The sequence below is a fragment of the Prevotella sp. TCVGH genome (assembly GCF_023522295.1).
In the GTDB taxonomy this organism is placed as follows: domain Bacteria; phylum Bacteroidota; class Bacteroidia; order Bacteroidales; family Bacteroidaceae; genus Prevotella; species Prevotella timonensis.
The window spans coordinates 45771-60377 of the sequence record NZ_QFFX01000006.1 but is presented as its reverse complement, the minus strand read 5'-3'; the positions used below and the strand labels follow the sequence as shown (position 1 = coordinate 60377).

At 44.4% G+C, this 14607-nt stretch carries 7 protein-coding genes; 3 read left to right on the top strand and 4 right to left on the bottom strand.

What is annotated here, in order from left to right; genetic code table 11:
• Window positions 1–37: 37 nt before the first annotated feature.
• Window positions 38–2458: a TonB-dependent receptor gene (locus tag DEM91_RS02180; RefSeq protein WP_249857828.1), complete on the bottom strand. Its 2421-nt coding sequence runs from the start codon at window positions 2456–2458 to the stop codon at window positions 38–40.
• A gap of 367 nt (window positions 2459–2825) precedes the next feature.
• Between DEM91_RS02180 and DEM91_RS02175 the strand changes: the two genes are divergently transcribed.
• The 3 genes from DEM91_RS02175 to DEM91_RS02165 all read left to right on the top strand — a co-directional run bounded on the left by DEM91_RS02175 (window position 2826) and on the right by DEM91_RS02165 (window position 10480).
• Window positions 2826–4028: a sugar MFS transporter gene (locus DEM91_RS02175; protein WP_410525615.1), complete on the top strand. Its 1203-nt coding sequence runs from the start codon at window positions 2826–2828 to the stop codon at window positions 4026–4028.
• 708 nt (window positions 4029–4736) lie between these two features.
• Window positions 4737–6026, top strand: a complete 1290-nt coding sequence (locus DEM91_RS02170; protein ID WP_249857824.1) for a hypothetical protein — start codon at window positions 4737–4739, stop codon at window positions 6024–6026.
• Window positions 6027–6052: 26 nt separating this feature from the next.
• Complete coding sequence (locus tag DEM91_RS02165; protein ID WP_249857838.1) at window positions 6053–10480, top strand: Ig-like domain-containing protein; 4428 nt, start codon at window positions 6053–6055, stop codon at window positions 10478–10480.
• A gap of 101 nt (window positions 10481–10581) precedes the next feature.
• On the opposite strand, the gene DEM91_RS02160 is transcribed toward DEM91_RS02165, so the two are convergent.
• From DEM91_RS02160 to DEM91_RS02150, 3 genes are read right to left on the bottom strand one after another with little or no spacing between them, the layout of a single operon-like run.
• A complete protein-coding gene (locus DEM91_RS02160; RefSeq protein ID WP_249857822.1) occupies window positions 10582–12036 on the bottom strand; it encodes a metallophosphoesterase in 1455 nt (484 codons plus the stop codon).
• A gap of 30 nt (window positions 12037–12066) precedes the next feature.
• Window positions 12067–12894: an ROK family protein gene (locus DEM91_RS02155; RefSeq protein WP_230583440.1), complete on the bottom strand. Its 828-nt coding sequence runs from the start codon at window positions 12892–12894 to the stop codon at window positions 12067–12069.
• A gap of 38 nt (window positions 12895–12932) precedes the next feature.
• Window positions 12933–14546, bottom strand: a complete 1614-nt coding sequence (locus tag DEM91_RS02150; RefSeq protein ID WP_036875581.1) for an MGH1-like glycoside hydrolase domain-containing protein — start codon at window positions 14544–14546, stop codon at window positions 12933–12935.
• Window positions 14547–14607: the final 61 nt, after the last annotated feature.

Sequence of the window (14607 nt, the reverse complement as noted above, 5' to 3'; positions counted from 1 at the left end):
TGAACGCATTATTGTCTTATATTGTAACTTCATTTTCTTAAAATTTAATGATTGTGCGCAAAGAGTAGTTCATGCCACGTTCGTGCGCATAATATCTAAATCGGTCTGTATATTCCTTATATAATGTATTGAGAATGTTGTCGCCTACCAACACTACCTTTATTTCCCTGTTGCTTGGTAGCTTGAAGGCAACGTCTGCTGTGGTGCCAAGCAAGAAGTAAGGATCTGGCGATACTGCCACTAAATCCTTGTTGGGGTCGAAACGTTCCTGTTTTGTGACATAGTTGCCAGAGAGAGAGAATGATGCCTTTATCTTTTTCTCTGCACCGAAGATATGTTCATAGTTGGCTGACAGTCCATACTTGTCTGATGGCATGAAAGGCAACCAGTCGTCTCGTGTAATGTTGCGTGCGAATATCCATTCGCCCTTTGCTACGATACTGAGTCCTTTAATGGGATTTACTGTAGCTTCTATATCGCCACCATACAGCCTCACATCGTCCTGATCATACATAAACTTGGCGTATTTTCCACTTGGACTGTTATGAAAACGATTAGCGCCATAGCCGATATGGTCGTATATATAACTATTGATGTGTTGGTAGAACATGCTTGGCTCTACAGATACCCATGTGTTGCGATACCTTGCCCCTAAGATGGACTTCCAGCCACGCTCACTCTTAAGGTCTCTATTGCCCACTACCCAGTAAGAACCTTCTTGCAGTCCGATGGCATAAAGCTCGTTGATGTCTGGTGGACGCCACGACCAACCGATGTTCGCACGCATGTCCCAGTTGTCGTTAAACTGATAGTGAGTAGCAAAGCTCGAGGTGAAATTACTGTAAACCTTGAAATCATCGTAATAGTCGTACTTGTTCAACGTCGTGTAACCGCTCACGCTCATCACTCTAAAGTCGTAACGTAAGCCCAATTCGCATTGCAATTTTTCAAAGAAAGTCGCCTTTTGCAACAGGAAGCCACCCATGGTGAGAGCTGCAAAGTTTGGTACGAAGGCAGGATTCTTGGTGCCTGGGAAGTTGTAGTTGATTTGGTATGTATTTGCCAAGCCTGCAAAGGTAGACATTTTGTGAGGCTTCCATGAAGCACGATATGACAAGTCGGCCTTGTATGTTTTCAATATAAGGTCTTGCATCGGGATGACGCTCCACTCCTTTTTCATACGGTTCTCATACTCCTGTCGCAAATTTTCTTGAAACGACAAAGTCAAATCCAGCGATTGCTTTGGGTTGATGCGATATTTCACCTCGCCCTTCAGCGTGAAGTGTTGTGATTGCTGGAAGGGTATACCAATTTCATAACTGAATGGTTGCAATGACGACTCTGTTGGACGACCAATGCGGAATCGTTCTTGTAGTTGCGCCAAGTCGGATATTTGACTGCCAAAATAGATACCAGAACGTTGGTAGAACAAACTTGTAAGCACCGTTGCCGTGATGCGCTTGTTCTCAAAACCACCCATGGCAGACATGCTGATGTTGTTGTAGCCCGTGTTATTCATGATGTATTCGGGCGTATGGTAGTCACCACCACGTGTATAGTTGCCGTGCAGACGCAAACCGAAATTCTTCCAACCAGCTTCAATGCTTCCTGAACCGCTTATCCCTCGGGCATTGGTGTCATAGCCGATGTTGGTAACTCCTTTCACGATGGGCTTGTTATGTCCATAGGGCAATGGCGCAGCGTTAAGCAATACCACACCACCCATGGCACCAAAACCGTAACGGATACATTCGGCACCCTTTACAACCTCTACCATGCTGGCACCTGTGTAGTCAATTTCTGGCGCATGATCGTTACCCCAACTCTGGCTCTCCAATTTCACACCATTGTTCATCAACAGAATACGGCTACTGTGCATACCTTGAATAACAGGTTTAGCCACCGTATTACCAGCACTGATAGAACTCACACCAGGAATAGTTTCCAATATTTTTGCCAACGAGGTGGCACCGCCTTTTTCGAGTATACTTTGGTCCAGTGTCTTGGCTTGCTGCATGATGTCGGTGTGTCTCTTTTTTGATGTCACCGTTACACCACTTAATTGCTGAGCATCTTCCTTTAGTTTGATGTTCAGTCTGTGTGTTTGTGCTGATACATAAGAAATGTAACTCTTATAACCTACGAATGTGACAGTGATTTTCACCTTCTTATCGGTGTTGCCTAACTTTATAATACAGGTACCCGACTCGTTGGTGACGTATGTCTTACCGTTGCTATCTTTCACAACGGCTCCTAATATGGGTTCGCCCGTTAGCGCATCTGTAACTTGAAGAGTTACGTTACCTTCCTCAGCTTTGTCTGTGCTTGCACTCGTGTCGTTGTATGCCTTCGTGGCAGAGATGCTTAGAAACAGCATCGTCAGCATGAGCAAGCATCCCTTGAAAAGGGAGTCTCGAGCCGATAGAATCTTTTGCGTTCGTTGTTCTTTTTTCAACATTTTACTATTTTGATAATTATTATTATTCTGAATAACTCTTTCGAGTTGCAAAGATATGTCAACTTCTCGATTCAGAAAAAAAATGTACATACCCAAAAATAGGTATTTTCTGGATGCTTCATTTTGCAGGCATAACTACTTTTAGCGAAAGCAGTTGCTGCAGGTGAGCTTGTTGGCTAAGTCGTGTTCCTCTTGTTTGGAAGGTGGTCTATGTACACATTATTTATTTTTATTGTGCGAAAATGCGGGTGTTGTACACATATTTTACTACCTTTGCCCTACTATCTCTTTGTTATAAGACGTAGTGGATGACAGCCCAGTGTCCGTCATCAAGCGAAAGAACAGCATATTTATGAATAAACAAACGATGAAATCTAACAACCCTCAACTCACCAATAAGCGTTACCTTGTACCCTTTGTACTCATCACCTCACTGTTTTTTCTGTGGGGATTTTCACGTGCTATCCTTGATGTGCTGAACAAGCATTTCCAAAATACGCTTGACATTACCATTACGCAATCGGCTTGGATACAGGTAACTACGTATTTAGGCTACTTCCTGATGGCCATTCCAGCAGGTTTGTTTATCAATAAGTTCGGCTATAGAAGAGGTGTCGTATTTGGATTGTTGTTGTTTGGAGTGGGGGCATTGCTGTTCATTCCCAGTGCAGAGATAGGTCAGTTTTATGCCTATTTGGGTGCGTTGTTTGTCATCGGTTGCGGTTTGGTATTCTTGGAGACGGCTGCCAATCCTTACGTCACGGAGCTTGGTCCAGTGCAAACAGCGACCAGTAGGCTCAACCTGTCACAGAGTTTCAACGGATTGGGAAGTCTTTTTGCAACTTTGGCGGTAGGTCAATTCCTTTTTAACGGTACTTCTAATGGGGGTAACGTGGTGATTCCCTATACCATTTTAGGTATTTTGGTGTTGGGTATCGCTGTTATTTTTATGCGTGTTGATTTGCCTGAAATCCAGCATGAGGTTACAGCAGAAGACCAAGCCCAAGGTAATCATTTTGTCAAACTTTGCAAGCATCCCCTGTTTGTGTTTGGGTTATCGGCTCTTTTGGCGTACGAAGTGGCAGAAATCTCTATCAACAGCTATTTTATCAACTTTGTGACAGGACAAGGTTGGATGTCAGATAACCAAGCTTCCATTGTCTTGACGGCAGCTTTAGCGTTCTTCATGGTAGGGCGATTCTTAGGAAGTTGGTTGATGCGTCACATTCTTCCACAAAAAATGCTCTTGTATTGTGCCGTGGGGAGTGTGTGCAGTGTAGCACTGGTGTTAATGGATATAGGAAAAGTTTCGATGATAGCCCTCATTGCTAACTATCTGTTTGAGGCGATTATGTTTCCCACTATCTTTGCGCTTTCATTGAGCCATTTAGGAAATCTAACAAAAAGTGCATCGTCGTTATTGATGATGACCCCTATCGGAGGTTGTGGCTTTCTGTTGATGGGTTATCTTGCAGACACCATCAATATGTTAGTGCCATTTGTTGTCCCTTTGGTGGGATATGCTGTTGTGCTGCTTTTTGCCGCTTATGTGTGTAAGCAAAAATCATGAAAAATTTTGGTGTAAAAGACTAAGAAAAGAAGGAGATTTGTACAATATTTTGACATTTTTACTTTTTCAAAATAGAGTTTTTATTCTTCTTTGATAGCCTTTATTTGAGTGTTTTTTCGTCTCAATTTCACTAACTCATTGAGATAACACTCCCAGAACATGAGAATAGTGGGACAACTCCATTGTACTTGCACGGCTATTGTCATGCTTTAAGCAGGTTGAAACATTGATATAATAGGACGTGTGAAGCACGATAGTGATGATAGTACTTGATAATCAAGCGATTACATTTTTCGCGTATTTGCGACCAAGTGAGAGGGTGGTTGCAAATATGCAAGTTTTGGACGCCCTTGTCCTAATTTTTCATAATTATTATGCTCGATGTTGAAGGGCTTTTTGGCAAACATCAAATTGATAACCCGAATCACTATTTTTGTATCAGCGTATGAGAAAAATTGCAATAAAACATTCGTTGATGAAAAAAAAGATTGCAAAAAAGTGTGGTTATGTCCTTTTTATTGTTATTTTTGCATTACAGATGTCTTGAGCAATCAATTACATCATGGAATGGTGCATAAACAATGTTGCTATGACTTACGGTTCGCTTTGCTATCACGAGGCGACACACACGGACGAGATGTGAAACTTTTTTGCAAAAGCAAATAATTAACCAAACATTTATTATTAATCTTTTAATCAAAACAAGTGATGAGAAAAACTTTACTTTTGTTGGCTATGTTTGTAGCCTGTTGTTCTGCACAAGGATTTGCAGCCGATTTGGTGGCATCTACTACGTTGCCTTCTGCTGGTACTCCTGAGCATGTGTTTACTATTAAGAGTGCCAAAGGTACTCACATGAATGGCCAGACCTGTCCTACCAGAACGTATGACAAATACGGGAAGTTTGCATTTTATGCAGTGGCAGGGAAAGAAAATGCCTACTACATTTACAGTACTACTGAGGCGAAATGGATTACTTACGAGACTGCTGACGAGTATGAGGGCGGAAAGGCATTTGTGACTTTAGGTGCTGAAAAGGTTGATGCGTGCTATTTCTTCGTAAGCAAGACCGACGATGGCGCATACGACTTTGCTCCCGCTACGGCAGGAGGTGACAAAGCTGAGCAGTACCTTAACTGGTATGGCGGTGTAGGAGAGCAAACCCCATTGAATGGAACTGTTACCGTAGGTTTGTGGAAGGACCCTGCCAGATTGGACGATGGCAGCAAGTGGGTGCTTACCCTTGAGGCAGACGAGCCAAACCCCAATCCCGTAGATGGTGACTATAAGGTGAACTTCGGCAAGGAAGTTGATCCTGTCGACACCGACCGTAAGGTTACTGGTTTCTCTGTTGCAGGTACAGAGACCGCTGAGCAAACTGTTGCCATAGAAAGCATTAAGCCTTATGTAAATCTTATGAAAGACCCCAGTGCAGTGATTACCTGCAAGAAGGGTGAAGAGCTGACGGTTAAATTCCAATTTACTGGTGTATGGATGCATGGCTATGTGTACATCGACACCAACAAGGACAAGCAGTTCAGCTTCAATGATGGTCAAACTGACCAAACGGGTACAGAGCTTTATGCGTACAGCTTCTATTCGGGTAACTTCAGCGATGACAGCCAGGGTGTGAACTCTAAGGGAGAAACACTTACGGGCGATGACCGCAACGTACTGAATCCACCGGCATTCAATGCTCCTTCAGAGCCTGGCGATTATGTGATTCGCCTGAAAGTAGACTGGAATAGTGTTGACGCAGGTGGTCAGATTGCTGCTGACGGCACATGCTACGGTGACAATGGCATATTGAAAAACCGTGGAAAAATCATCGACACTATACTGCGTGTAACAAATGAGGCTACGAGTATTGCTGGTGTTGAGAAGAGCAACAACAAGCCTGTAGAATACTACGACTTGTCTGGTCGCCGCCTCAAAGGCGAACCTACCCATGGCGTATTTATCCGTAAGGGAGCCAAGACTGTGAAAGTGGTGAAGTAACCCAATCACATTTGACAAAATAATTGATGCGTACCTTTCCTGCTGATGTGCAGGAAAGGCACGCTTCTTTTTGGAGCAACAGTGTACCGATAGCTGGCACTGCCATGAAGTGTGGTGGCAGTATCAATCGTACAAACATTCTAAACCTAAATATTTTCATTTCTATGATTCAGAAAACATTGTTATTATTTACCTTGATGGTGAACCTCTTTGCGTTGCATGGTAGTGCCGAAGTGTTGCAGCCGTCAACCACTTTGCCTGCCGATGGGTGTCCCGAACATCTTTACACCATTAAAAATGGCAACGGATACAGCATGAATATGCTAACTGCTCCTACACAGACGGATGCGAATTGCGGTTTGTTTGCCTTCTATGCCGTTGATGGAAAGACTGGAAGCTACTATATTTACAGCTATGGAGCCAAGAAGTGGCTCACCTATACAGTTGGCGCATCGTATGGAACAGGTACAGCGTTCGTTACGCTCAGCGAGCAGAAAAACGAACACTGCTATTTTGTTACTTCGCCCGTTGGTAACGATAGCTACGAATTCTCACCTGTCACGGCACAAGGAGACAAGGCGGCATTATACTTCAACTGGTTTGAGGGCATAGGTGCAAGCAACCCTTTGGACGGCAAGGTGTCTGTAGGACTTTGGACAGATGGTGGCAATCGGGACAACGGAAGTAAGTGGAACATCAAGGAAATGGTACGCCATAGTTATACCGTCAAAGTAACTGGAGCGGAAAAGATACAAATCAAGGGTGAGAACTATGTCTCTGGCGATGTTTACACTACCCTGCAAGCACTGCAGCAATCCGATATTGTCGCACCACGTCAAACGGGTAAGTTTGCCGTTATATCCATCGACGATGCATTGCATCGCATCACGGTAGCTTATGCCAATACTCCCGTGCAGCCTGCCGTTGCCACTTATGCTAATGCCGTGGTGTACCCTGCACAGCAAAACAATGTTGGAGTGGCTGTTGCAACGGAGAAAAATGGAGTGTACACCTTGAGCAACAATGTGTTGGCAGCTTCGTTCATGCAAGTAGACGGACAACTGTATTTTGCTGGATGTAAAGCCATGAACTTGCAACCAGGCACCGAACTCTTTGTGGTGGCTTTTGGTGAGGGCATGTGTGTTCCTGCTTCAGCCATGAAATTAAGGAGCGTTGAACTTGTAGACTTGCCTGCCAACCCCCAAGCGGTGGGTGGTGCGGAACATTATCCCGGAAAGGCATTGGTGGCAAAGTATGAATACAAGTTTGGCGATGCCATCCTGCAAACGGTATGGAAAGCCGTACTAAGGGACGGTAGTCACTACCTACGAAGCGAAATGGAGATGACTGGCATGGGCGATGTAGATATGCACAGCGTGACACCTCTTTTATATATGGTAGATACAAAAGCCGCTGGTAGTGTGCCACAAGTGGTGGGAAACACCCGTGGTGCTGTGATTTTGAGCAATCAGTTGTTTGCAGGATTGGAGAATCCCGTAGGATACAACTCCGTGGGTAATGCAGTAGGAAGCGACCATGCGTACGAGTTGGTGAGCAACAAAGAGGAGAACTTGCAGGTGGCATCATGGTTGCAGGTAGATGAGACTCGTTTGCCCATGCGAGTAATAGAAGCTACTGGTGCAGCTTATCCGCAGGTTTGTGCCTATACCATGCACGACATTGTATTGAAGAAGAATCAAAAGGTGTCGGTAACGGTCAGCTATACAGGTGGATCGCACCGATTAAATTTGGGTGGAGCCGACTTGCTGGATGGTCATGGTGACGTTACTGCCAGTGATTATCACAAGGGATATACGGGTTCTACAGAGAAAGATAATGCATTTTCTTTTATTGCTCCTTACGACGGAACATTCGACTTGCGTGTCTTTGCGGAGACAAAGACCGAGACGATAACGGCTACCAGCAAACTGACAGTAGATATTTTCTCGCCCAAGGAAAACATCGTAGCGCAACAAGACTTGGTGCCAATACAGGGACTTTGGAGTAGAAACACTACCTTGAAAAATGGAGAAACGTGGAAAATATCAAGTGTTGTGGGATTGGTTGCGCAAGATGGGCAACAAGCCAATAACGACATAAATAAGACACAGAAACGCCGTTCGTTCCTTGCTTACTCCGAACGTGAGCGCGCAGTACCATGGCATTCCAACCCAGTTTACATCTCATGGTACGAACTGAACATTGATCGCAACAACGCTTTGGACCCCACAGACAACATGAAAGCCAGTCAGGTGCTGAACATACTTAACCAATGGAAAGCAAAACTCTACGACCGTTATGGTGTAGCCCCCAACAGTTTTGTGATTGATGATGGATGGGATAACTACGGAACATGGACGTTTCATGCAGGCTTTCCTAACGAAATGCGTGACATTGCAGCCAAAGCAGCTACAATGGGTGCAGGTGTTGGTGCATGGTTAGGACCCGTTGGCGGATATGGGCAAAGCGGAGAATACCGCAGAAACTATTGGAAAGACAAGGGTGGCATGGTGCTTTCAAACCCAGCCTACTACAAAGTGTTCTTGGATGCGGCTAACAATCTTACTCAAAACAACGGAAACTTCAACTTTTTTAAGTTCGACGGCATCTCCGCACAGTTCTCGGCAACAGGTCCAGACAAGGGAGATGTGGGCAATGAAAATGCTGAAGGTATCATCCGTTTGGAGCGTTATGTGCGTGAAAAACTCAAGCGCGATATCTTTTTCAACACTACGGTAGGAACCTGGGCCAGTCCATTTTGGTATCATTTTACGGATGCTACTTGGCGACAGGAGGGCGATTATGGAACCATTGGCAACAACGCTATTGATCGAGAAAACTGGATTACTTATCGCGACAGACTGGTTTACCAAAACTATGTGGCGAGTTCACCGCTGTGTCCTATCAATACTTTGATGACTCATGGATTCATCCTCACCAGCTTTGGACAGGTGAGCAAGAATATGGACTATGAGGCATGCAGGCGTGAGTTGCGTTGCGCCTTTGCCTGTGGTTCGGGTATGGTGGAGCTGTACAACGACTATGCCTTGATGAACAATATCGCTGACGGCAAATTGTGGAGCGACTTGGCAGAGTGCATACAATGGCAGAAACGCAATGCCGATGTCTTGCCCGACATACATTGGGTTGGTGGCAATCCTTGGAATGGCGTCAAGACAACGATTTATGGTTGGGCTGCATGGAATGGAACAAAGTCGGTGTTGACGCTTCGCAATGGTGGAAATGATGAGCAAACATACCAGTTTACACTTCGTGAGGCGCTTAACATTCCTGCCAAAGTGACTGGAAGTGTAGTGTTGCGCAAATCGTTTGGCGAACAAGCTGCTTTGAATGGGCTGCAGGAGGGCGTACCCGTTGACATAGACCGCTCACTTATCGTAAAATTACCAGGCAGCAGCATGTATAGTTTCGAAGGCATGGATGCTTCGGCGTTTGCCGTAAATGTGACATCCATCGCTCTTGTCGCTGAGCGTGACAATAGACAGGTAGAAGTTGGCAAAACCTTTGTGCTACAAACCAATGTGTTGCCCATCGATGCTACTTATCCCGTTTGTGCATGGACATCGAGCGATACAGAGACGGCAACTGTGTACAACGGTTGTGTAAAAGGGCTGAAGCCAGGAAAAGCAATGATAAAAGCGACGGCATTGGACGGCTCGGGCGTGGAGACAGAAATCGAGATAGAAGTAGTGAAGGCTACGATAGGTGAGCAACAACTGTATGCCGTGAACTTTGACAAACAGACACAGCCAGTAAATACACAAAGGCATTTGAACGCAATCTCACTCACCGCGGACAGCGAAACACCGCAACTGGTGACGATTGGCAGCAGGATGCCTTATGTAGACCTTACTGCCGACGACGCCAAGCGTTTTGTTTGCAAGGCAGGAGTGACATTAACGGTAAAATTTGATTATGCTGGTGCTTGGATGCATGGCTATGTGTATGTTGACGAAGACCACGATAAACAGTTCTCCTTCGTAGAGGGAAATACCAATCAGCAAGGTAGCGAGTTACGTGCTTTTAGCTTTTACTCGGGCAATCCGTTCAAAAATGAATCGGGGGTAAATTCCTTAGGAGAGAACATTAGTGGCAATGCGCGTAACGTTCTTAATCCACCATCGTTCACGGCTCCAAAAAAGACGGGCGACTATCGCATGCGGTTCAAGATTGACTGGAACAGTGTAGATGCTGGTGGACGCAAGGCAGCTGACGGCACTTGTACAGGTGACAATGGCATACTGACCAATGGAGGTGTGATAGTTGATGCTATTTTGCAGGTTGAGAATGACTCAACTGACATTGAACAGGTGGAAACAGACAGTGTGGGGCAACCCGCCTTTTATGATTTGCATGGCAGGCGTTTGGAAAAAGCACCTGTGCATGGCGTGTATATACAGAAGGGCAATTCGGCAAAGAAGATTGCAAGATAGGCTCGTTTTCCTGTGACCTTACAAAAATGCAATGCGTATGAACAAACCCCAACGGTGGGATTTTTGTTCATACGCATTTTCCTTGAGGGATATAGTTTGCTTTATGGTTGTGGCAAGAAAAGGATGTTGTCGGGCAATGGACGCTCGGTGATATTGCGACTGGCATAGCCTACCTGCAATTCCTGTCCCATATAGTCTTCAAAGTATCGAACCTCAATTTCATGAAAACCTGGCTCAAGCGCCACTTTTCCTTCAGCTCTTCGTGCACTGTGTCCACCATCATTGTCAACAACTAATTGGTTATCAATCAATAATTTGCTGCCATCGTCTGAATAGGTGTAGAAACGATATACGCCACGTTCTTTTATTTGGATGAATGCTCGGAAGATATAAGCAAAATGGTCGTTTTGCTTTGCGTTGCTGATAGAGAAGTTTTTCATTGTTCTACTCTCTACCTTTTTCAAAGTGTGAATGTCTTTGGTGTGCTTAATCTTACCTTCAAAATACGTGTATGCTACTCCCTGCTTGGATGGCTTGACTGGTTTCGCAGGCAGATAGTTCATGATTCGTTCATCTTTCGAAGTGAGTGCAGACGGATAGTAGAAAGTGTCCTCTTTCTTGTTGGCTGTCCGTACCCATGTATCAAATTTGCGCTGACCTTCGTATAGCTCAATGATTCTACCGCCACGGTCTACTTTTCCATACGCATCAAGACCACTCACACGACCATAACCTAAGGCAATATCGTATTCCATGCCGATGAAATCGTTGTCGTGGTCGTGTCCACAAAACACGCCCATTACATCTTTCATGTCAATGAAAGAAGCAAACATGCCCGAATTGATATTGGATGAACAGACCTCACCATCGCCATAGCTCCCCAAGTAGTCGTTGCGAGCCACTACATGCTTGAACTCTACTAGCGGTATATGGAAGAAAGCAAGTGATGGGAGTGGCTTGTTACCATTGGCTTGGGTATATTTCTTACTTTCTGTCCGATACCATTGTATCTGGTCAAAGTGTATCCAATCGTATGCACCATACTCTTTGATAGGCTGGTAATCGTTGGAGTCAATGCAATAAATCAAGGCTGCTGGTTGGTCGCTGCTCTTATTTGAAGAATAAATAGGAATAGAACAGTTGCCATACCCCGTGATGTTGGTTGCCCCGATACATCCTGCGTAATAGGGAGAAGCTGTAAGCTGTTGGTATATTTCTTTTTTACTCATCACCTCGGCATCATGATTTCCCATTACAACCACAAAAGGCAGATGAGAATTTTCAAAGATTTGGATGATTGATTTCCAACCTTCGCCGGCAGGTTGTTCGGTTACAATATCGCCCGTAAGAATGGCGATGTCGGGCTTTTCCGTTTGTATGACCTTCTGAATGATTGCTGAAGTTTGCTTGCAATTAGCAGATTTCGCATCCCAGTGAATGTCTGTGAATTGAGCTATCCTAAACTTTCCATCATGGAAACGGAACGAGTGCTGACTCCATACATTAAACGTGGTTAGGAATGTCAGTAGCAATGACAAGAAAAGTGACTTTTTCATTATTTGTGAGAATGGATAAATGAATAAATTTTATAATTGGGCAGCACCTAAAATATTACTGTCTTTAAGCTTAGAAAAGATGATTTGAACGGCTTCGGCTTCTTTCGGGAACAAGAATTTTTCGTGCATTGACTCATACATTGATTGTTCAAAGAGAGGGTGCGACAAAGAGATGCCGCCTCCGATGATGATGGCTTCAGGGTTGTATGCGTACAGAATTACTTGCAATAACTTTCCTAAATGGAAGCCTAATTCTTGCCATTTTTCGAGTGCTGCTTGGTCTCCTTGTGCGGCTTTCAATGCTTCTTGCTGCCCCGTTGTGTGCCATTTGTTGAACAACTGACTGCTGGTGTAGTCTTCGTAGATGCTATCTAAATAAGGAATACAGCCAATTTCGCCAGCACCTGTATGGACTCCTCGGTACACCTCATTGTTGATAACGATGCCAGCACCGACACCTGTTCCTAAAGTGATGCCTACAAAATCTCTGAAAGGTTGTCCCGCTCCCAGCACATTCTCTGCAGCAACAAAGCAATTCACGTCATTGTCCACCCTTGTCTCCAAGTTAAAGCGTTGTTCAAGAATATCCTTTAGATGTACCTCTGTCCACGAAGGTATGTTTTGTACGTGGTAAACAATGCCCTTTTTGTAGTCTACAATGGAGGGTACTGCTATGCCTATGCGTTCAACTGATGACTGGTTGAGCCGTGTTATCATTTGAATGATTTGCTCTAGCACTTCATTTTGAGTTCCGTTGGCAAGGCATGGCTCTTGCAGGGAGGCTTCAATTTGCCCATTTCTTACTCTCGCAGCTCTAAGATTGGTACCACCAAGGTCGATGGCTATACGTGTTGTCATTGTTTGATATATGCTTAGTTTTTATATCAATAAAAGTGTTAGAGGGAATGTTTACCAACCCCAACCTGTTGTTCTATTTTTTTGTCACTCCAAAGTAAGATGACTTTAAAGGGAACGTTCGTTTGAATCGTGACCTTAGGCTTCTCCTCTTTGGAGTTACGTTTTTGTACTTTGAAGGAAATAAGTCCATCTTGACCATAAGGATACTTATCAATACCATAAGCATCTAACAGGTTGACATCCAATGTAATGGCGTTCTGTTCATGGTTGGCTCGAATGCCAAAGATGTATTCTATGAGTTCTGCAATGGGAGGAAGCCCCGTCCAACCTACAAAGTCCTTGCGAGCCATGAAGCCAGGATGATTACTTTCAGGTGCATAATACTCAAAAAAAGTACCCGTCTTTTTGTACACCTCCAGTACGTTGTTATAATGATTCATGGTAATATCCCATGCCAACTGTCGAAATCCTTTGTCTACGAGTCCAGAGATGATCATATAATTGGTGCCTGGCCATACGCCTCCAACCCAATAACGCCCATTAGCTTTGTATTTAGGATGACTATGCGAGAGGGAAGGGACGCGATGCGGACGGTTAAATTTGGTAGTATCGGTCAAGTGAGCAACCAGTTTATCCAACCGGTCTTTGGACAACACGTCGGTATGTAGCGCCCAATAGGCATAGATACCTTGTGTAGTACTAAGGCTGTTATCCGCGTATTGGTCATAGAGAAAGCCATCTTTGTCGCTCCACATATTGTCGTTAATGTATTGTGAAAGATGCTTTATATCATCTTCGAAGGTTTCTATCTCTTGCCAACGTTCCAAGTAGAAGCCCATTTTCAACAAAATCTTAGCCACCATGATTTGTTGCAAGCAGGCATCTAACCATATCATGTGTCCATGACTGTAGATGGTGTTGTATCCGTCTTGTACTCGTGGCATATTATCCATGCCCGTTCCCCAGCCACTCGACCAATAAGTACCATTGCGCCAAGTACGGTTTAGCTTTAACCACTTGTAGTATGCCGCCAGTACAGGGAATACCTTGTTGAGCCTATTGTCATCGCCAAACTGCGTATAATACAGCCATTCGGACCATGGCAGAATATTGGGCCCCGTGCTGGTAGGGTCGTATCGACCGAAACAATCGCTACCATCGGCACGTATCTCTCTACAAATAAAGCCATCGGGATGTTGCTTGGCATAAAAGTTATCTAAGCTTTTCTGAAATGGGAAGAAGTTTTTACCATATCGACAGAACATTGTGATAAAGGCATTGTCCCACATAAAGATGTTTCCGTTGTAGGCTGGAGCGATATAACTGGTTACAAATCCAGAGTCATCTAACGGCTGACAGATGTTTTTAATCCCTATTTCCCATGCCTTCCAGTACATCTCTATTTCCTTGTTGTGCCCTTCCCAATAGGGAGATGGCAACACTTTTTTGGCTTGTGCAAAGGTTCCTGGTTGGGTCTTCTCAACCTTAGCCGTACGAAAACTGTTCTCTGCCACTAACGTTTCCATGACGTAGGTATTCTTGTAAGGTAGTTTGTACAGAGGAGACCCCGACGATATTAGGTTTTGTGCCATTATGTTCAGTGGCAACATAATACCGAGGAAGAGAAGAAGTTGATTAAGTTTTTTCAGCATAATTGATGATGTAAGCTTTGATAAGTTATCTTGCGATAGGATTTCTTGATAGTACATACCA

Excerpts from the sequence above, each read along its gene's own strand:
- DEM91_RS02180 (WP_249857828.1), bottom strand. The coding sequence starts at position 2,458 with ATGTTGAAAAAAGAACAACGAACGCAAAAGATTCTATCGGCTCGAGAC.
- DEM91_RS02175 (WP_410525615.1), top strand. The coding sequence starts at position 2,826 with ATGAAATCTAACAACCCTCAACTCACCAATAAGCGTTACCTTGTACCC.
- DEM91_RS02170 (WP_249857824.1), top strand. The coding sequence starts at position 4,737 with ATGAGAAAAACTTTACTTTTGTTGGCTATGTTTGTAGCCTGTTGTTCT.
- DEM91_RS02165 (WP_249857838.1), top strand. The coding sequence starts at position 6,053 with ATGCGTACCTTTCCTGCTGATGTGCAGGAAAGGCACGCTTCTTTTTGG.
- DEM91_RS02160 (WP_249857822.1), bottom strand. The coding sequence starts at position 12,036 with ATGAAAAAGTCACTTTTCTTGTCATTGCTACTGACATTCCTAACCACG.
- DEM91_RS02155 (WP_230583440.1), bottom strand. The coding sequence starts at position 12,894 with ATGACAACACGTATAGCCATCGACCTTGGTGGTACCAATCTTAGAGCT.
- DEM91_RS02150 (WP_036875581.1), bottom strand. The coding sequence starts at position 14,546 with ATGCTGAAAAAACTTAATCAACTTCTTCTCTTCCTCGGTATTATGTTG.